The following is a 16,078-nucleotide window of genomic DNA, read 5'->3' on the forward strand; positions in this document are numbered from 1 at the left end:
TGAAGAATTTTGGTGGAGCTGGCGGGAGTTGAACCCGCGTCACAAGTCGACATTTCCCATTGATTATAAAGACTATTTTTGGAAATAAAATTTTCACGTGCATTACACGTGCATTTTCCAGTCTTGCTGCTGTCCATACCGTGTCGAATAAGTAACGATCCTCTTAACTATTTCGCCGCCTGATTCCCTCCCACAACGGCCAGGTGATTTGGCTGCTTCGATGTATTTCCGTCATAGTCTTTCAGGTACGAACCGTAATGCCTGAAAAGCATCTCTGGCCCTTTATGCCCCATTTGCCCACAAAGCCAGTAAAGGTTTACGCCAATACTGATGTGCCTGGTCGCATAGGTGTGTCGTGTCTGGTAAGGATTCCGGTACCGCACCTGCGCGCGGCGTAACGCTGGCATCCAGGCCTTTTTACGAATTGCCGCTGAACCGCTCCATGGCTCCATTGTCTTCGGATCCTCAAACACATACTCGCTACGCATAAAGGTATGCGACCGCATGCCCGCCAAAGCTGAAAGCGCCATCTCATCGAGTTCAACCTTTCGCGTACCAGCTGCCGTTTTGGTGCCCTTGATCACGCCAATCACGCTCGCTTTCTGAACGTGTATGGTGTTGTGCACCAGGTCAACATCCTGCCAGCGCAGTGCACAGAGTTCGGAGCTGCGTAAGCCGGTGTGCATCGCGAACTGGAAGAGGTAACGCCACTGCTCATAGGTGCAAGCGGCAAAAATGGCTTTGGCCTCCTGAGGTGTAAAAGGATCGACCACATAGTCATCTTTTTCTTCAGTCGTTTGTTTGGGGCGATAGCGCGATGCGGTAACCAGAGATACCGGGTTTAGCTCGATAAGCCCATCTGTCACGGCTTCGTCCAGTGCGCTGCGCATGAAGGAAAGCAGATTCCTGATGGTTTTGAGTTTGGCGTTTTTATTGCTGATCCACGTCTTCAATACGCCTGCTGTAAGTTCGGTGACAGGAAGCGCATGAAGCGTGGATAATGATGTGATGCACTTCTGATAGCCATCGATGGTGGAGGGGGAAAGCTTGCGGTTGATGCAGATGGTGATGTACTCGTTCAGGTATTCCCTGACCGTTTTCGTTTTCTTTACTTCACCAAATGTGGCCAGCTTACGTGATTTAGGAAAGTAGTCACCATAAGCGAAAGTGCCCAGTGATATTTTGTTTTGTATTTCGCCCAATAGGCGATCGGCATATTTAATATTGCGTGGGTTCACCTCCAAACCTGAAAGGGGTTCCCGGCAAAGAACCCCTTTATAAGTGAAGGTGAGCTGAAGAGTTTCGCCGGTCTGATGCCGGCGAACTGTTATGCCCCGCGGTAAAGCGGATCCCTGCTCTTTCTTGCCCATCTATTTACCTCTTCAAGATCAATCCAGCGTTCTTGGACGCCGTCCACTTTTAATACGTGAACACCCACCTGCCAGATCTTCCTTTGTATCCGTTTGTTAATGGCATCGACGGATTCACCGGTGGTTTGGCAGTATGTGGAAATGGGCATTACATCAAGGCTCATGCGATTTTCTCCTGAGTCAAAGGTGAACACATTTCAGGTAAATTCGCGCGCACCAGCGCTTCGGCGAACGGTGGCGGAACTGCGTTGCCGCAACGGGCAACCTGCTTGTCTTTGGCGTATTTATTGCCGCGGTAATCCCGATCGATGATGTACCAGGAAGGGAAGCCCTGGGCTGCGTACAGTTCATGCGGCTGAAGCATGCGCATCCCGATATCAACGATTTCGTAGTCAGTACCGTCTACGGTCACCAGGCCGAAACGATCGTTGGTGGTTACGGTGCCGAGCGGATCAGTCAGCCCGATACCGCCTTTCTCATTGCCGTAATACTTCATAAGGAAGGCGCGTACCTCACCGACATGCTGCCCGCCAGCGGTAACAGTCGGCATCGGCTCGTCAGTGCGCTGGCCGTCCCGACAGGTTCCCCGCAACTTGACGAGATTGCTGGTCACCAGAGCATGATGATCAGTGGTCGTGACAGTAAGTGCCGGAGCATCCATACCAGCACCGGGGCCGGAATAGTTGCCGCCGAAGTGCTTGGCCAGAAAAGCGGATACCAGCGCATGCTTACCGCCGCCGGCGACAATGGTTCCGAGTGGGCGAGCAAGTCCTGGCGCGCGCGGCGCCTGCCCGGGTCTTTCACCATAACCGACCTGTATCAGCGTTGGGCTCACCAGCGCGCTTTTCCCTCCGCCGCCGGCCGTTACCGTACCTGCAGGTTCATCCAGTGCGTGGCCTATGCTCTTGCCGAACTGTCGGGAAATGACCGGCGCCAGCCGCGGGCAAATCACATTGGTTCTGTTCTGCGTTAGCAGCGTGAAAAACGGTTTATCTACAGGCCGTGGTTTCATCTGGAATGTGGATCCGCCGGTACCGGCGAACACGGGCGCAACCACCGCATAGCCATGGGTCTGTGTGATTGTCTTGAGCGGCTCATCCAGCGACTGGCCGCGGAAGCAGTCGTACTTCGTTTTGCTGCTGGTGTGGTTGCACTTCACGATAAATGGCGTGGGATTATCGATCACGAAGCGCTGGATGCCGCGGGCGATGCGCTTCAACGTGTTTTCGGCCAGAGGTTTGCTGCGGCCAAAAATGCTCGGGCATGGGATAGACCAGTCGATGCATTCAGCTGCTGTTCGCCATGGTTTTAAGTGGCCAGACTGAACCGTGAGGCTTTTCGGGTCACCATGGGTCGCCTGTGGCCAGACAACCGGCTGCCCATCGCAGCGCATCACCATAAAGAAGCGTTTGCGGATCGTTGGCGCGCCATAATCGCAGGCACGCAGCTCGCGCGATTCAACTGTATAGCCAAGCCCAGAGGTCAGGCGACGCGCGTCGGCGCTTTGGCGGCCGATTTGAAGAAAGTCGCAAACCTCATCCAGCGCGGGATGATCGGCCGGCACGCCGGTGGTCAGCATGCCAACGAACGCAGCGAACGTTTCCCCTGCGCGCGCCGGATCTGGCCGCTCTTCATCGATCAGCAGCGGCCCCCAGGTCTTAAACTCTTCCACGTTTTCCAGCATGATGACGCGTGGTCGCTTAGCCAGAGCCCACCGGATGACGATCCACGCCAGCCCGCGAATCTCCTTTTTGACCGGTTTGCTGCCCTTCGCTTTACTAAAATGACGGCAGTCTGGCGAAAACCATGCCAGACCTACCGGAGCGCCAGCGGTCGCGGCCAGCGGGTCGATATCGAAGACCGACTCACAATAATGCAACGTCTCCGGATGGTTTGTGGTGTGCATGGCGATCGCGTTCGGGTCGTGGTTAATCGCGATGTCAACGCTGCGGCCGGTGGCCATTTCAATCCCGGTGCTGGCACCGCCGCCGCCGGCAAAGTTATCGACGATGATCTCCCTCATTGGGCATGCTCTCCGAATGTGGTGGCAAGCGACTGAGCTGCCGTTATGATTTCAGCGTGCGGCTGGCGTTCCAGCAGCATACGATTGATGTGATGCTTCACTTTTCGCTGGTGGTCATCAGCGAGATTGGACAGGACAGGTAACTGCTGCGCCAGCAGCAGCACTTCAGCGGGCCAGACATTTGACGAAGAATCATGGGGCAGAGTGGGCTGATCATAAGGGGCCCGACGCGCAGCTGCGCGCTCTATCTGCTTCATAAAAGCGGCACCGCGTGCTTCCAAATCGTCGCGGCTTATGTAATCGAACGCTGGTCCGCGCCATTTCTTATCGAACACCGCGATCGCCGCGCCGAATCCGGCGGATGATTCAGCTGGCTGACCATCGGCTGGCCGGTACCAGGTTGGCAGGTCGAAACTGATTCGCCCGCGCACGAAGGCAATGTGATCCGCATCTTCCGGCCACCACACCTCACCAGTGGCCGCTTTTATTAGGAAGACGTAACGCCCACCCAGCTCGCGCATCGCCATGGTGTGCGCCATGATGTGACGCATACCGGTGATATATACGTCCCCATTCATAGCGGCGCGGCTGTAAGGCGGATTTGCGTAGGCTGTGCCATTAAGTTCAGCCAGGCGTTCCGACCAGTTTTGGGTCAGGGCATTATCTTCAGCTGTGTAATACGCCTCGCATTTTGCGTTATCACGGTCGGCAAACAGGTCCAGCACGAATGGACCGAACAGCGAATTTATTCCCCACCAAAGCCGCTCTGGCGATCGCCATTGATCACCAATCTCTTTTAGCTTGTGGGTTGGCTGCGCGCGCAGCTGTTCCAGCGCCGCGCAATATGGATTGAGCGTTATCTCTGTCATTTAAGATTGGCCTCAACGAATAGGGCTGCGATCAGTAGCGTGATCCAAAAAGCACCGATGGCGGCGACTTCATAGAATGGCTGGTGGCGCGCGTAGTGCGCGCGGAGACGTTTTTTCATCTTTACAGGCACAAAAAAACCGCTCACGCGGCTATCGGTAGACGGGGGAACACTCGAGGCGCGCTAATGGCCGCCGCTCGAGTAATCGCTTTTTTACTTGCTCACACGCTGTTTTGTCGGGGTAGATGCGCTCGCTAACCGGCATTGGCTCGGCGGTGGCTGAGGTGATAAGCAGAGCGAAGCCAATTAACGTTGTGCTTACCATTGCCGTTGCCCCTTCTCTATAAACACGATTGTGGACATGTTGAACTTGGCTGCGTACTTTTCTATCGTACTGATATAAGTATGTTTACTGTTCATCAACTGGCGGAGCGTACTGACAGAAACACCGCAAAACCACGCGGTTTTTTTGATGGTCCATTTACGCTCGTGCGCGACTTTGCGTACAGCCAGGTTGAAAGAAAATTGCTCTGCCATCTACTCATCCTCCACGCGCTTAAACTCAATGACCCACACCCACGGGCTAGCCTGCCAGCTTTCCTCTCCGTAAATGGATTTCCACAGCGTCGCGAACGAACCGCGCGCGCTGAGCTGGTGCTGAGTCCATTCCGGCTGATAGTGACGCCAGTAGCCGCCGCGCAATGGCTGCACACCTTCTGCGCGCGCATCGTTCTCGCTAATGTCATTCAGCCGCTCCACACGCACGCCGGTAATCTCCAGCGTTATGCGGGAAGCCCATCGCGGCATGTGGATAGCAGGTCGCCACGGGAAGCCACGGTCCACGCGGTTAGATACGCCAAACTCTTCAGCGTAAACCGCATGCCAGTAGCTGTCTGATGATTTGGGGATTGATGGAATCCAGGTGCGTTCATCGACATTGCCAAACTCATCAAGCGAGTCGTGTATTGCTTGCCACGTCTCACGCACCCACAGGCGATCACCTACTGCACCGAATGGGCAGCGAATAGCCCCCAATACAGGATTCATTTCGGTATGGTCTTTTTTTCCCATCGCAACGAAAATCTCCTGACAGTCAATATCCCATTCCGGTGTAAAACTCACCGCATTCTGGAATAACTTTAGAGCTCTGCGCGTCTGCGTCTTGCGGCCATCCAGAACTGCACGAACCATTTCGGCGTTGAAAATCATCCCGCGTTCAGTCATGGGCTGTCTCCTTGAAATTAGCCTTCCACGCCTGATCCAGTAACCATGTATGCCGGTCATTGCACTTGCGGTAATGCCCACGCCGGCTGGTGATGCTGTAAGGGATGTGATCTTTATTGACCATCCATTTCGCCCAGTGAAAGCGAGGCCATTCTTTAGCGTAAATCGTTCCGTCTGCCAGGATGATACGCAGATTATGGCGCACGTTCTTTTCGACGCCGTTTGCATCAATGTTACTAACCCTGCCGCATTGCTCAAATTGCGCATTTTCAAAATTGATCACTGGCTTAGCCATCACACACCATCCTTACCAGCATTGCTGGCCGTGCGGGCGGGCAGCGTTATGTTTTTTGCGGCGCAGCGGCTGAAATGCCCGTAATAATCGCCTTCGTCAAACTTGATGAGTGTGCCGCTGGCGCGCCGGTGGTGCATCCACATTAAAGCGCAGGAATCGACCGGAACGCCGCGGGCGCGTTGCTTAATCATTTTCATCACCTTTATCTAATGGGCAATGACGGCCGGAAAATGCTGGCTCACCATCATGGATTTGCGGGCAACGAGGGTGGCAGCATTCACCGTCTTTTGCTGCAGCACAGTGTTCAGGGGGAGCATCCTGTACCTGAATGGCATTACCCACACGCATTTCTTCAACCGTTACCAGTCGAATTTCCACCGGATGAACCGGACGGGCTTTAAGCAGACCACCGTCCAGCGCTGTTAACTGGGATGCCAGAAGATTTGCTTCAAATTCGTCCAGTTTTCGCAGGTAACCCTGACCAGTTCGAGCATCGGTGAAAACCAGAGCGGCATTCGATAATTGGATTGTTTTAGCCATGATGATTGCCTTTCAAATCGTTGTAGCGCTGGAGGAACAGAACGCGCGACTGCCGCGGATTAAGCGGAGAAAGAAGAAACGGTGCAGGCTCTACACCTTCGAGGATTGGCCAAGGTGTGCCGTCATCTAAATCGAGGTCGCGGCGTTCTGTGGCCAGCATGATCAGGTCTGCTCGCTTAACTTCAGGCCATTTACCAAGAGTGCGGATACCGAAACGCTTAGCTACTGCCAACTCCACGCGCTTTTCTATTTCCTGATAATCGGGCAGCAGTGCTTTAAGGGGAGACACGCAATCACCGATGTATGCTTCCGCTGCGTCGTGTAAAAGTGCATCCAGTGCAAACGTCGGTGGAACCAGATAACTGACGTGAACCGAGTGCTGCGCCACGCTGTAAAAGTCCTGCACGTGGCCGGTGAAACGGCACAGATTTGACAGCGCGCAGGCGATGTCTTCGATGCAAATAGCATCGGGAGAAATGTTGTTAAAGTCGAAATGCTTGCCTGACTGAGTGGTTATCCATGACATGGTGAAATCTCATAAAAAAACCGCCTCAGGTGCAGGCGGTTATGGTGAACGGTAATCGAAATATTGGCTGTTTTTAGAACGGAATATCGTCGTCGAAATCCGGCTGCGGTTGCTGCTGCATACCGCGTCCGCCGGCATTTTGTGCCAGCCGCGAGGTATTGCCTGTGCCACCAGTCTGCTGACCTCCCAGCATAGATCGCGGCTGATTTGCCTGTGTATGTGCCATGCCACTGTGGGTAGGTGGCTGGCGTTCATCCCGATCTGAAAGCGTAGCCAGCAGCTTATCAACCGCTTCAGCGGGTAGATTTTCCATCGCCTCTTTGTAGGTTTTGCGGGTCTTTGTGCCAAAGGCCTGGCGAATCTCAAATCTATAGCCATCACCGCCATCGCCTTTGGTGTAGAGCACCTTCTGCAGGACAAACCCGATAGGCTTACCTTCAAGCTCGCGGCAATGCATTTCCGGACCGTTCTCGCCCTGAACCTCAGTAGCAAATAGCTGTTTGGTGTTGGTGAGACCCATGATGGCGTTGATCATCGCAGTGCCCCCCTTTAGCGGGGTGCCATCACGGCCAATGTATGAAATGCGCAGGTAATTAATGGCGCCCACGTCCGCATCCATTGAGAGCTCAATCGACTGCGACTGCGAATCGCGGCCATTGGTAAACAGCGCTGTGCGGATGTTGCCGGTATACGCGCCGGTTTCAGTGGCGCCACCCGGACCAGAGGTTTTTGCTGAGTCCGGATCGAAGATGAAGATAGGGTTTTGCATTATGCGGTAGCTCCGTCATTGAGTTCGTAATAGTCCCGTATCGCCGTGTCGACGGCGTTCAGGTCGTTGTCGATCTGGAATTGCTCGAAGAGACCGATCGGCGATTTAACCGGGTCAGTGCCATCAGACTGCGTGGTGAAGTAGTAGCGACCATCCGTCACGCCGGTGCGCAGGGCGATGCTGAACATGCCCTCAACTGTGATTTTCTCGTCCAGCATCTTGCCGATGGTTTTCATCTTGATGCGGCCGGCGGGCGTCTCTTCGGTATGCGCGAGGAAATAAACAATCAGGTCATCTTCGGCTGCCTGCGCCGCGCGGATCACATCCCATGCGCCGCCGCCAATTTCCGTGAACTTCTCGAACGATTTTTCACTGCGGCGCCGCATGAACTGGTTGCCCATCACGTATTGGAAATCGTCGACCACAACAAACTTTTTACCGGCGCGCCGCGCATGGCTGATGATTAGCACAATATCGCCAGGCACATCAGTGAAGAAAACATTCCCGGTTTTCGCGGCAAAATCGCGTGGCTTCCAGCCGCTGGACTTGAAGGGCAGACGCTTATTTTCCGGGTTGATCAGGAAGCCATGATCGGGATTGAGATGCATCAGGCTGGCCGATTTGCCTGAACCTGAGTCACCCAGGATAAGGACCGGGATACCCATATCAGCCCCCTTGCTGCAGGTGATGTTGCATGGTGAATGTCTGGTCTTCATCCAATTCCATATTTCCCAGCGCCCAGCGTAGATAGCCGGGATCTTTGGCGGCTATCTCTTCGAACGTTTTGCCCTTGTGCTTACCGAAACGCATAGCATGCAGCAGGGAAGGGCGCGCGGAGATGTCGCGCATCTGGGCGATCGTAAAACGTGCTTCACGGTTCAGGCGCAGCAGCAGCGCAGCCGTGACATAACAGTCATATAGCGCGCGGTGCGCGTGCAGGTGTTCCGGCACTTCGACATCAAGCATGAAGTGATAACGTAGGTACTGGTTCGAATGGCTTTCCAGCTCTGGATAGAGCTTCCGCGCCAGCTTGAGCGTGCAGATCCAGGGGCCCGTGATTTGCGGCAGCTTGGGGCGGTCAAACGCGGCATTGTGCGCGACATAAACAGATGCGCCCAGATAGCGGCCAATCACGTTATCAATCGGCAGCGCGTCGGCGACCATTGCATCGGTGATGTGGTGTACTGCCATCGCAGCGGTAGTGATTGGCTCAGGCGGCTTAACGAAGTCGCTCATCGGGTTACACAGCGTGCCATCGACAATATCGATGCTGGCAATCTCACACACGCCGCCTTCAAAGCTGGTGGTTTCAGTGTCGATCACGCGAATAACTGCAGACATTCAGGGCTCCTGTTCGGGCGTCGGCGTTCGCATCGCGCTGCGCAAGCTGGTTTGCCAGCTGCTGCAGGTCCGCCGGGGTTAAGTGGTTTTGTTCGCATATGGCGAGGACGGTGCTCATCGCGAGATTGCGCATTGCTTCGCTGATAGCGAAATCGGTCGGGATAATGGTTTCTACATCCATCCGGCGCACATCCCTGCTACGACAAGCGCGGCTACAATGACCGGTACCAGCCAGTGGCGGCGGCGCGGGTGAAAATCGGCGCCAGTCAAGCGGTGGCGAAACTGCAGGCGTTCAATGGGGCTCATGAATAGTTTCTCCGTTTAACTCCCAGGCGGCTCGCCGGGACGCGAATTGATTGCTGATAGCGGTGTGCGCACTGGCTATCTGCGCAGAAAATTTTGTTTTCGGTGCGGTTCCAGAACTGGATTACGCGAAGGGCTGTATCACCGAGGCGCCGGAAGCGGCCGCAGTAATCGCACAGCTCTGAATCGATGAATTCGGTACCGGACTGCAAAACTACCCACTCGCTGAACCGCCGGTGCTGGCCATCCTCATCAATGAAGTTGATGAATGTGTCATCGACGCCTTTGTAATCCGCCTCAATGCTGCAGCCGTTGAAAATTACGCTCTGGTTACCGATACGGATCGGCGTTCCGATGGGCAGTTCGCCGAGGCGCTGCCGCGTCAGTTTGGGGATGATGTGCATGGGATTTCCTCGGTTAGCTGATCTGCAGTCAAAAAAATGCCCCCGAGGCGGGGGCTAAAGACTACACACAGCATTTAGTGGGTGTGGCGCCAGGCGCTGATCTTCTGGTTGTCTCTGTGGACTGCAATTCACCACAACGGGCTGGCAACTCATCCGGCTACACCACTCATCGGCTGGGCCCAACCCCGCTCGCCTGATGGGAGTTGAACCCATCCACCGTACTCGTTACCACGGAATCGAACCGCCACCCCGTTGTGTGCCGGGATGATGCCCGGCTTATCCACCGCCTTTACTTTTAAGCCCAACATATAGCTGCGGTACTCCGGGCTTGCCCTGGTCAGGCGCTAATCCTGCTGAGACGGGGCCAATGCTGCGCAAAACTCGTCAAAACTTAATACTTCATCGTCTTCGCTCAGGCTTTCGAAGTAGGCTTCATATGCTTCATCCATCATCAATTTCCTCTTTCGCTGAAATGGTCAGTTCGTTTTGATGCTGCGCCCGAAGCGTGCTATCAGCCTAAATCCCGGCGGAGCCGTCCGGCTATGACTGCCTCGCTGCCTATGGGCGCAGCTCAAAAGAAACTGAATCACCACACTGTCCGCCGCATGCCTGGGATGCCTTAGCCCCGTAGAGCCAGGGGATGCCAGGGTGCTGAGTTCGGGCCTCTCGGCCGCCAGCGCGGTGATATCTGGTTCGATTGTTAAAGAGCGGCAGCGCTCTGCGTTGGTCTGCGTCGTGCTGTGAGGTGAATATATTGCGTCACACGCATATGCGTCAAGCGCATATTTGAAGATGGGAGATTTCATCAGGTTGGTTTTTATTTAACCTTTTGAATCGAAGAGAATTAAAATTTGTGATTTTTTTGCGATAGGCACAAAAAAGCCCGCATAAGCGGGCTGAACGGTTGAGCGGATGGTTTAACCGTGACGGCGGAACTGCTGCGATTGACTCAGCATAACGCGTCCAGATACATGGAGCATTTCGGCTTCTTCAGGGTTGATGGTCCATTCACGATATTTAGTGTTGTCAGAGATAACGAGCAGGTCGGCTTTAACTTTTTGCAAGCGCTTAACGTAAGTATCCCCATTAAAATCAAAGACATATATACCATCCCCATCAAAGTAATTGACGCGTTGGTCTACAAATATCAGATCTCCGGGTTCGATTGTCCCCTGCATGCTATCGCCGCGAACGTTGATGAGTTTAACCATTTCCTGAGGTGCGGAGCCGAATATCAGCTTCGCTTGTTCGGGATCATATTCAATAGATCTAATGACTTCCACCACATCCCTAGATGGTGAACCATTTCCGGCGCTGGCGGATACTTCAAGCACATCAACCCTATACACATCATCCCTCCTCGCATTAGTTAGCGAAACAACACTGTATGAATCCACAGTATCATTTACATCACTGGATGAAAATAGGTCGGAAGTTGGCACCTGAAGCGCAGCGGCAATTTTTTTTAATTGCGCATCACTGTAACCCTGTTTACCGCGCTCTAAGCGCGACAGGTTCCCCACATCGCTGTCCGCCAGCAATGCCAGTTCATTAAGGGTCATTTTTTTCGCCTTGCGGATTTGGCGAATTTTTTCTCCAACGTTCATTGGTCCATTTGAAACCATTTATGCGTCACTCGCAAAGCGTGTTGCGCAAATTATGCGGATGCAATAATATGCGTACAGCGCATTAAATGAGGGCGTAACATGCAAAATATGCGGACACCGCTGCGAAGAATGCGTGAAGCGAATGGACTCACCATCAGTGAGGTCGCGCTGGCTGTACAGATTGATGTCGGAAACCTGAGTCGCATTGAACGCGGCATCCAGGTCACCTCAATCGAAACCGCTGAAAAAATATCTCGTTACTTCCAGGGGAAGATCAGCGAGATGCAGATTCTTTATCCGCAGCGGTACATCCAGCAAACCAAAACTGAGTGAAGGGCATTCATTTCACTGCGAATGCTCCAGCAGTGCTGGAGCGCCTGTTCAATAAAAATTCGATAAAGGAAAAATATCAATGGATTCAAACACAACGTCACGCAACAAAGCGCGTGATATCGAAAGCGAGATTGTCAGCCGCATCGCCGCTCAGGGGGTGACGGCAGTTGCGAAGAAACTTGGGGTTGATAAATCCCAGGTGAGCCGCTGGCAAAGCCGCGGCGGTCTGGTCGAGAAGGCCAGCTGCTTACTTGCGGCCATAGGCTATGAGCAGCCGGCCGGAATGGTGATCTTCAAAGGGGATGAGACTGGCCAGCTGGCGCAATGCCTGATTGGCATGCTGGACCATCTCCGCACACAGGGCGGGGAAGCGGGTGAATGAAAGATTCGTTCAGACCAGTAAAAAATACCGCGATCGTCGCGGCATCGTTGTTCACGTCCTCGGTTACGACAGACAGGAACGGCGTGTGCTGTTCAGGCGCCCGGATTATCCGCACGAGTGCTGCGTACCGAAGTGGTATTTCGAGAGGTATTTCAGGGAGTTTGAAGGGGAAGGCTGAACAGCGCGAACTGATCAGCCTGATACAGCGTTGCTTTGGGAAAGCGAGGTCAATTATGCGACAGAAACGCCGTAAACCGCAAGCAGAAACCACTGTACATAAAGACATGGCGCGCAATGAGCTTGTGCGCCATTACGCGCCCGGCGTCGGGCCGCGCCTTCGTGATGCACTTGAGCATGCTAAGCAGCTGCGGCGCGAGGGTGATGGCCATGAGTAATACCGCCGAGATCATAAATTTCAACGCTCACAAAGAGCGTGAGGAGCAGCGCGTGGCCGATACCGATGATGGGTATTCCAGACTGGCCAACATGCTGCTGGAAGAATATGCCGGTGCCGATTTAACGAAGCGCCAGTTTAAAGTGCTGCTGGCTGTTCTGCGGCTCACCTATGGATGGAATAAAAAAATGGACCGCATCAGCGATTCGCAAATCGCCAGCATCGCCAAGCTCCCCGTTAAGCGCTGCAACGAAGCCAAGCTGCAACTGGTTTCAATGAACATTCTGATCCAGCAGGGTCGCCAGTTTGGGCCCAATAAAAACGTCTCTGAATGGCGTATCCCTCAAAATGAGGGAGAATCCCCCAAATCAGGGGATAAAAAATCCCTCAATTTAGGGGAGCGTTATCCCTCAAAACAGGGGGACACCAAAGACATTATTCCAAAGACAGTAAATACAGATCCCCCTAAATCCCCCAGGGGGGAGTTTTCGGAAGAAGTTTTATCACAGGCAAAACAGGTCCTGGAGTATTACAACCAGGTCACAGGCTCTGCCTGCCGCTCTGCAGAAGCCTTTGCCGTTTTACTCACAGAACGCGCTGCACGTGATGCCTACACCGTCGCGGACCTGCAGCTGGTGATCCGCTGGGTAGCCCAGACGTGGAAGCGCCGCAACGGTACCGTGGCCAAGCCGGCTAACATCTGCCGGGTGAACCGCTTCGATGGTTACCTGGCCGACGCGACTGTCTGGAGCCAGAACGCCGTTGATATCGACTGCGCTGCCGTGGTCGATGCCTGGAATGAAATCACCGCAGGCCGGCTGGCCGCTGCTGAACTTGACCGCGATCGTGAAAACGCCATCCGCGCGCTGGTGGGGCACATGACGAAAAAGGACGTTGAGGCGTTCCGCAAATATTTCAGCGCGTTCATGGCTGATGCGCGTGATTTCCACTTCGGCGGCCCAGATGGTACCGGCTGGCGCGCCAGCTTCGATTACCTGATGCAGCCAAGAACACTGCGCGCGGTACGGGAGGGCACACTGTGATTGATTTGTATGTCGAAGCCAGCGTGTGTGGCGCGTTGCTGATTGGCGGCCTGACTCCTGATGCACAGGACGTACTCAGCACCGTTCATCCTGAGGCGTTTTCGCACCCGTTTTATCAGCGGCTTTACCGGGAGATTCGACGTCATGCGAGCCATCACAAGATGATCGACTCGCTCCTGGTGGCTGAATCCATGGGTGATGAGCCTGGAACGTTTGCTGATGTGATGGAGGCCGCCAAATCAACGCCGACGGCGCGCAACATCAAGGGTTACGCTAAAAAACTCAATGAAATGTACTGCATCCGCAGTTTTACGCGGCTGATGGAAGAGAACTACGACAGCATTACCCGGGCAGTAAACAGCGAGCGCGCGCTGGAAAGCATCCAGGAGTTTACGAGGCAGTTGTCCGTGATCAACCGACCGGCCGATGAAGTTGTACCGCAGCAGATCGGCGAGCTGCTCGATGGTTATATGGACGTTCTCGAAAAGCGCGTCAGTGACGGGGATGAATCCTACACAGTGAAAACCGGCATTGAACCTCTCGATAACATTACCGGTGGCCTGAATGATACCGACCTGATCATCATCGCGGCGCGGCCGGGTATGGGGAAAACCGAGCTGGCACTGAAGATTTCCGAAGCGGTGGCAAATCGTACTGTGACACTCGGTAGCGAGCAGCTTAAGCGCGGCGTGCTGATCTTCAGCATGGAAATGCAGGGGCAGCAGATTGTCGAGCGCCAGCTGGCCAACGCCTCCAGTGTATCCGTTTCGATGCTCCGCAAAGCGAACCATCTCAACGACGAGGACTGGGGCCGGATCTCCATGGGCATTCAGCGCCTGGCAAACCTTGATGTGTGGGTAGTGGATGCGACAAACCTCACCATCGAACAGATCCGCGCCGTGGCCACGCGCCATAAAAACCGCTATCCCGGCACATCTCTCATCATGGCTGACTATCTGCAGCTCATCGAAAAGCCCATCGCCGAGCGTAACGATCTGGCCGTTGGCGCAGTTTCGCGCGGTCTGAAGGTGATGGCGATGGAGCTGAAAACGCCTGTTGTCTGTCTGAGCCAGCTGTCGCGCGACGTAGAGAAGAGGCCGAATAAGCGCCCGGTGAATGCGGATCTGCGCGACAGCGGAAGCATCGAGCAGGACGCAGACGGCATCTGGTTCATCTATCGCGACGGTGTTTACAACCCTGACAGCCCGGCATCAGACATCGCGGAGATCATCGTCGGTAAAAACCGCCATGGGCCGCAGGGTGTTGCGTTCCAGAAATTTTACAACGGCCATTTCCAGGACATCGACCAGATGGAAGCCGCTCAGCTTGCACACGAACGCCCGGCACGCGGCGAGGCCACTATGAGGAGAGACTTTTGAACCAGGTGTATGACATCACGCCGCTGGGCAAGCCCCGGCAGACGAATCGCGATCGGTGGGCGCAGCGTCCGGCGGTTATGCGTTACCGCGCATTCAAAGACGAGGTGCGTCTCCGCGGTGTAATGCTGCCGGAAAGCGGCTGCCGGATCACGTTTGTTATTCCCATGCCCGAAAGCTGGAGCAAGAAGAAGCGGGCAGAGCACGTCGGGCGGCCGCACCAGCAAAAACCTGACGTCGATAACCTGCATAAGGCGCTGATGGATGCCGTGTTTGAAGATGACAGCGCGGTGTGGGATGCGCGGATCACCAAAATATGGGGAGAGAGGGGGCAGATACGCATTGAGAGCATTGCCTGAACGGGAACCACAACTGATTACGACAGGAGAATCACCATGAACCTCGAAAACTCCATTAAATTTTTTGCGCCTAAGTCGCCTCAGTTAAGCGATTCTCCTCGGGCTACGGCCAGTGATAGCCTGACCATTACGGATGTGATGGCATCCTTTGGTCTCACTGAAGCGCAGGCACGCTTCGGTTTTGAGCTGTTTCTGTCAAAGCACGGCGTAACGAGTAGTGACCGCGCCGTGGAGATGCTTACTGATTTTGGCGTTAAAGAGTCGGCGCGCTACCGGGCGATCACCGAACTCGCTGAAGATACTAAACGTGAACTGGTGCAATTGCTCGCAACGTTCGCGTACCAGGATTATTCGCGCAGTGCTGCCAGCACGCGTACCTGCCCCTGCTGCAATGGCACCGGCTTCAGGGAGGCGGAAGTATTCAGCACTAAGTCGCACACGCCCTTTGTTTCCAGGGAGGTGATGAGAACCTCAATCCGCTGGGGCGTGAAGGGTGTTATTCCGTCCAGCTATGAGGTCAAACGCGATGTGCGAGAGGTTGTCCGGGCGCTTTGTACATCCTGCGGCGGGAAAGGGGAGATCAGCAACGCCTGCCGCTGCCACGGCAAAGGCCAGGTGCTCGATAAAGAGCAGAGCAATCTGCAGGGCGTCCCTGTGATGAAAACCTGCCCGAAGTGCACAGGGCGGGGCTATGCGCGGCTGCCGTCTGAGGTTGTGCGCCGCGCGGTAGGGTTTGCAGTCATGAATGTCAGTGAGCCCACCTGGCGCCGCAGCTTTAAACCGTTCTATGAGCTGTTGGTTATCCAGTGCCACCGGGAAGAATCGCACGCTGATCAGATGCTGCAGCGGGTCACCTGTAACCGCGGCGTAAACACTTTTTCGGGTTAAGATAAATCCGATGTATTGACGCCGTGACGAAAA

At 54.5% G+C, this 16,078-nt stretch carries 23 protein-coding genes; 7 read left to right on the forward strand and 16 right to left on the reverse strand.

Translation table 11 applies throughout. The features are described 5' to 3' along the window. Positions 1-167: 167 nt before the first annotated feature. From LB453_RS06845 to LB453_RS06920, 16 genes are all read right to left on the reverse strand, one after another. The gene (locus LB453_RS06845) at positions 168-1,370 is read right to left on the reverse strand and encodes a site-specific integrase (RefSeq protein WP_224481627.1); all 1,203 of its coding nucleotides are present in this window, start codon (positions 1,368-1,370) and stop codon (positions 168-170) included. Next, positions 1,328-1,534: an excisionase gene (locus tag LB453_RS06850; RefSeq protein ID WP_124890270.1), complete on the reverse strand. Its 207-nt coding sequence runs from the start codon at positions 1,532-1,534 to the stop codon at positions 1,328-1,330. Before LB453_RS06850 ends, LB453_RS06845 begins: the two co-directional genes overlap by 43 nt. Beyond that, positions 1,531-3,393: a DNA cytosine methyltransferase gene (locus LB453_RS06855; protein ID WP_224481628.1), complete on the reverse strand. Its 1,863-nt coding sequence runs from the start codon at positions 3,391-3,393 to the stop codon at positions 1,531-1,533. The genes LB453_RS06850 and LB453_RS06855 overlap by 4 nt, the downstream gene beginning before the upstream one ends. After that, positions 3,390-4,262: a phage N-6-adenine-methyltransferase gene (locus LB453_RS06860; RefSeq protein ID WP_224481629.1), complete on the reverse strand. Its 873-nt coding sequence runs from the start codon at positions 4,260-4,262 to the stop codon at positions 3,390-3,392. Before LB453_RS06860 ends, LB453_RS06855 begins: the two co-directional genes overlap by 4 nt. Before the next feature lie 317 nt (positions 4,263-4,579). Further along, on the reverse strand, positions 4,580-4,798 hold the full coding sequence (locus LB453_RS06865) for a hypothetical protein (RefSeq protein WP_224481630.1): 219 nt from the start codon (positions 4,796-4,798) through the stop codon (positions 4,580-4,582). Beyond that, positions 4,799-5,485, reverse strand: coding sequence for a hypothetical protein (locus LB453_RS06870; RefSeq protein WP_224481631.1), 687 nt, complete (start codon positions 5,483-5,485; stop codon positions 4,799-4,801). Continuing rightward, the gene (locus LB453_RS06875) at positions 5,478-5,780 is read right to left on the reverse strand and encodes a hypothetical protein (protein WP_224481632.1); all 303 of its coding nucleotides are present in this window, start codon (positions 5,778-5,780) and stop codon (positions 5,478-5,480) included. The genes LB453_RS06870 and LB453_RS06875 overlap by 8 nt, the downstream gene beginning before the upstream one ends. Continuing rightward, entirely contained in the window at positions 5,780-5,971 is a 192-nt protein-coding gene (locus tag LB453_RS06880) for a hypothetical protein (protein ID WP_224481633.1), read from the reverse strand. Before LB453_RS06880 ends, LB453_RS06875 begins: the two co-directional genes overlap by 1 nt. After that, positions 5,964-6,320, reverse strand: a complete 357-nt coding sequence (locus LB453_RS06885) for a hypothetical protein (RefSeq protein WP_224481634.1) — start codon at positions 6,318-6,320, stop codon at positions 5,964-5,966. The genes LB453_RS06880 and LB453_RS06885 overlap by 8 nt, the downstream gene beginning before the upstream one ends. Continuing rightward, on the reverse strand, positions 6,313-6,846 hold the full coding sequence (locus tag LB453_RS06890) for an HD family hydrolase (RefSeq protein ID WP_224481635.1): 534 nt from the start codon (positions 6,844-6,846) through the stop codon (positions 6,313-6,315). Before LB453_RS06890 ends, LB453_RS06885 begins: the two co-directional genes overlap by 8 nt. A gap of 73 nt (positions 6,847-6,919) precedes the next feature. Then, a complete protein-coding gene (locus LB453_RS06895; RefSeq protein ID WP_224481636.1) occupies positions 6,920-7,615 on the reverse strand; it encodes a hypothetical protein in 696 nt (231 codons plus the stop codon). Continuing rightward, complete coding sequence (locus LB453_RS06900; RefSeq protein WP_224481637.1) at positions 7,615-8,280, reverse strand: ATP-binding protein; 666 nt, start codon at positions 8,278-8,280, stop codon at positions 7,615-7,617. Before LB453_RS06900 ends, LB453_RS06895 begins: the two co-directional genes overlap by 1 nt. A 1-nt stretch (position 8,281) precedes the next feature. Further along, entirely contained in the window at positions 8,282-8,956 is a 675-nt protein-coding gene (gene exoX / locus LB453_RS06905; protein WP_224481638.1) for an exodeoxyribonuclease X, read from the reverse strand. Beyond that, a complete protein-coding gene (locus LB453_RS06910; RefSeq protein WP_224481639.1) occupies positions 8,925-9,137 on the reverse strand; it encodes a hypothetical protein in 213 nt (70 codons plus the stop codon). Before LB453_RS06910 ends, exoX begins: the two co-directional genes overlap by 32 nt. Before the next feature lie 121 nt (positions 9,138-9,258). Then, the gene (locus tag LB453_RS06915; RefSeq protein ID WP_224481640.1) at positions 9,259-9,663 is read right to left on the reverse strand and encodes a hypothetical protein; all 405 of its coding nucleotides are present in this window, start codon (positions 9,661-9,663) and stop codon (positions 9,259-9,261) included. 917 nt (positions 9,664-10,580) lie between these two features. Next, positions 10,581-11,270 carry an XRE family transcriptional regulator gene (locus LB453_RS06920; RefSeq protein ID WP_224481641.1) on the reverse strand — a complete coding sequence of 230 codons (690 nt, stop codon included), beginning with the start codon at positions 11,268-11,270 and terminating at the stop codon, positions 10,581-10,583. A gap of 129 nt (positions 11,271-11,399) precedes the next feature. Here LB453_RS06920 and LB453_RS06925 point away from each other — a divergent pair, with 129 nt between their 5' ends. The 7 genes from LB453_RS06925 to LB453_RS06955 all read left to right on the forward strand — a co-directional run bounded on the left by LB453_RS06925 (position 11,400) and on the right by LB453_RS06955 (position 16,045). Further along, entirely contained in the window at positions 11,400-11,603 is a 204-nt protein-coding gene (locus tag LB453_RS06925; protein ID WP_411970192.1) for a helix-turn-helix domain-containing protein, read from the forward strand. 79 nt (positions 11,604-11,682) lie between these two features. Then, entirely contained in the window at positions 11,683-11,985 is a 303-nt protein-coding gene (locus tag LB453_RS06930; protein WP_224481642.1) for a CII family transcriptional regulator, read from the forward strand. Beyond that, the gene (locus tag LB453_RS06935; protein WP_224481643.1) at positions 11,978-12,163 is read left to right on the forward strand and encodes a DUF4222 domain-containing protein; all 186 of its coding nucleotides are present in this window, start codon (positions 11,978-11,980) and stop codon (positions 12,161-12,163) included. Before LB453_RS06930 ends, LB453_RS06935 begins: the two co-directional genes overlap by 8 nt. Positions 12,164-12,372: 209 nt before the next feature. Next, on the forward strand, positions 12,373-13,422 hold the full coding sequence (locus tag LB453_RS23350; RefSeq protein ID WP_318011374.1) for a replication protein: 1,050 nt from the start codon (positions 12,373-12,375) through the stop codon (positions 13,420-13,422). Continuing rightward, positions 13,419-14,801: a replicative DNA helicase gene (locus LB453_RS06945; protein ID WP_224481644.1), complete on the forward strand. Its 1,383-nt coding sequence runs from the start codon at positions 13,419-13,421 to the stop codon at positions 14,799-14,801. Before LB453_RS23350 ends, LB453_RS06945 begins: the two co-directional genes overlap by 4 nt. After that, entirely contained in the window at positions 14,798-15,157 is a 360-nt protein-coding gene (locus tag LB453_RS06950; protein WP_224481645.1) for a RusA family crossover junction endodeoxyribonuclease, read from the forward strand. Before LB453_RS06945 ends, LB453_RS06950 begins: the two co-directional genes overlap by 4 nt. 36 nt (positions 15,158-15,193) lie before the next feature. Beyond that, on the forward strand, positions 15,194-16,045 hold the full coding sequence (locus LB453_RS06955; protein WP_224481646.1) for an antitermination protein: 852 nt from the start codon (positions 15,194-15,196) through the stop codon (positions 16,043-16,045). Positions 16,046-16,078 lie beyond the last annotated feature (33 nt).

The organism is Pantoea agglomerans (assembly GCF_020149765.1).
Classification (GTDB): Bacteria; Pseudomonadota; Gammaproteobacteria; order Enterobacterales; family Enterobacteriaceae; genus Pantoea; species Pantoea alvi.

What these genes read in the sequence shown, in the direction of transcription:
- LB453_RS06845 (WP_224481627.1), bottom strand. Translation starts at nt 1,370, where the DNA reads ATGGGCAAGAAAGAGCAGGGATCCGCTTTACCGCGGGGCATAACAGTT.
- LB453_RS06850 (WP_124890270.1), bottom strand. Translation starts at nt 1,534, where the DNA reads ATGAGCCTTGATGTAATGCCCATTTCCACATACTGCCAAACCACCGGT.
- LB453_RS06855 (WP_224481628.1), bottom strand. Translation starts at nt 3,393, where the DNA reads ATGAGGGAGATCATCGTCGATAACTTTGCCGGCGGCGGCGGTGCCAGC.
- LB453_RS06860 (WP_224481629.1), bottom strand. Translation starts at nt 4,262, where the DNA reads ATGACAGAGATAACGCTCAATCCATATTGCGCGGCGCTGGAACAGCTG.
- LB453_RS06865 (WP_224481630.1), bottom strand. Translation starts at nt 4,798, where the DNA reads ATGGCAGAGCAATTTTCTTTCAACCTGGCTGTACGCAAAGTCGCGCAC.
- LB453_RS06870 (WP_224481631.1), bottom strand. Translation starts at nt 5,485, where the DNA reads ATGACTGAACGCGGGATGATTTTCAACGCCGAAATGGTTCGTGCAGTT.
- LB453_RS06875 (WP_224481632.1), bottom strand. Translation starts at nt 5,780, where the DNA reads ATGGCTAAGCCAGTGATCAATTTTGAAAATGCGCAATTTGAGCAATGC.
- LB453_RS06880 (WP_224481633.1), bottom strand. Translation starts at nt 5,971, where the DNA reads ATGATTAAGCAACGCGCCCGCGGCGTTCCGGTCGATTCCTGCGCTTTA.
- LB453_RS06885 (WP_224481634.1), bottom strand. Translation starts at nt 6,320, where the DNA reads ATGGCTAAAACAATCCAATTATCGAATGCCGCTCTGGTTTTCACCGAT.
- LB453_RS06890 (WP_224481635.1), bottom strand. Translation starts at nt 6,846, where the DNA reads ATGTCATGGATAACCACTCAGTCAGGCAAGCATTTCGACTTTAACAAC.
- LB453_RS06895 (WP_224481636.1), bottom strand. Translation starts at nt 7,615, where the DNA reads ATGCAAAACCCTATCTTCATCTTCGATCCGGACTCAGCAAAAACCTCT.
- LB453_RS06900 (WP_224481637.1), bottom strand. Translation starts at nt 8,280, where the DNA reads ATGGGTATCCCGGTCCTTATCCTGGGTGACTCAGGTTCAGGCAAATCG.
- exoX (WP_224481638.1), bottom strand. Translation starts at nt 8,956, where the DNA reads ATGTCTGCAGTTATTCGCGTGATCGACACTGAAACCACCAGCTTTGAA.
- LB453_RS06910 (WP_224481639.1), bottom strand. Translation starts at nt 9,137, where the DNA reads ATGGATGTAGAAACCATTATCCCGACCGATTTCGCTATCAGCGAAGCA.
- LB453_RS06915 (WP_224481640.1), bottom strand. Translation starts at nt 9,663, where the DNA reads ATGCACATCATCCCCAAACTGACGCGGCAGCGCCTCGGCGAACTGCCC.
- LB453_RS06920 (WP_224481641.1), bottom strand. Translation starts at nt 11,270, where the DNA reads ATGAACGTTGGAGAAAAAATTCGCCAAATCCGCAAGGCGAAAAAAATG.
- LB453_RS06925 (WP_411970192.1), top strand. Translation starts at nt 11,400, where the DNA reads ATGCGTGAAGCGAATGGACTCACCATCAGTGAGGTCGCGCTGGCTGTA.
- LB453_RS06930 (WP_224481642.1), top strand. Translation starts at nt 11,683, where the DNA reads ATGGATTCAAACACAACGTCACGCAACAAAGCGCGTGATATCGAAAGC.
- LB453_RS23350 (WP_318011374.1), top strand. Translation starts at nt 12,373, where the DNA reads ATGAGTAATACCGCCGAGATCATAAATTTCAACGCTCACAAAGAGCGT.
- LB453_RS06955 (WP_224481646.1), top strand. Translation starts at nt 15,194, where the DNA reads ATGAACCTCGAAAACTCCATTAAATTTTTTGCGCCTAAGTCGCCTCAG.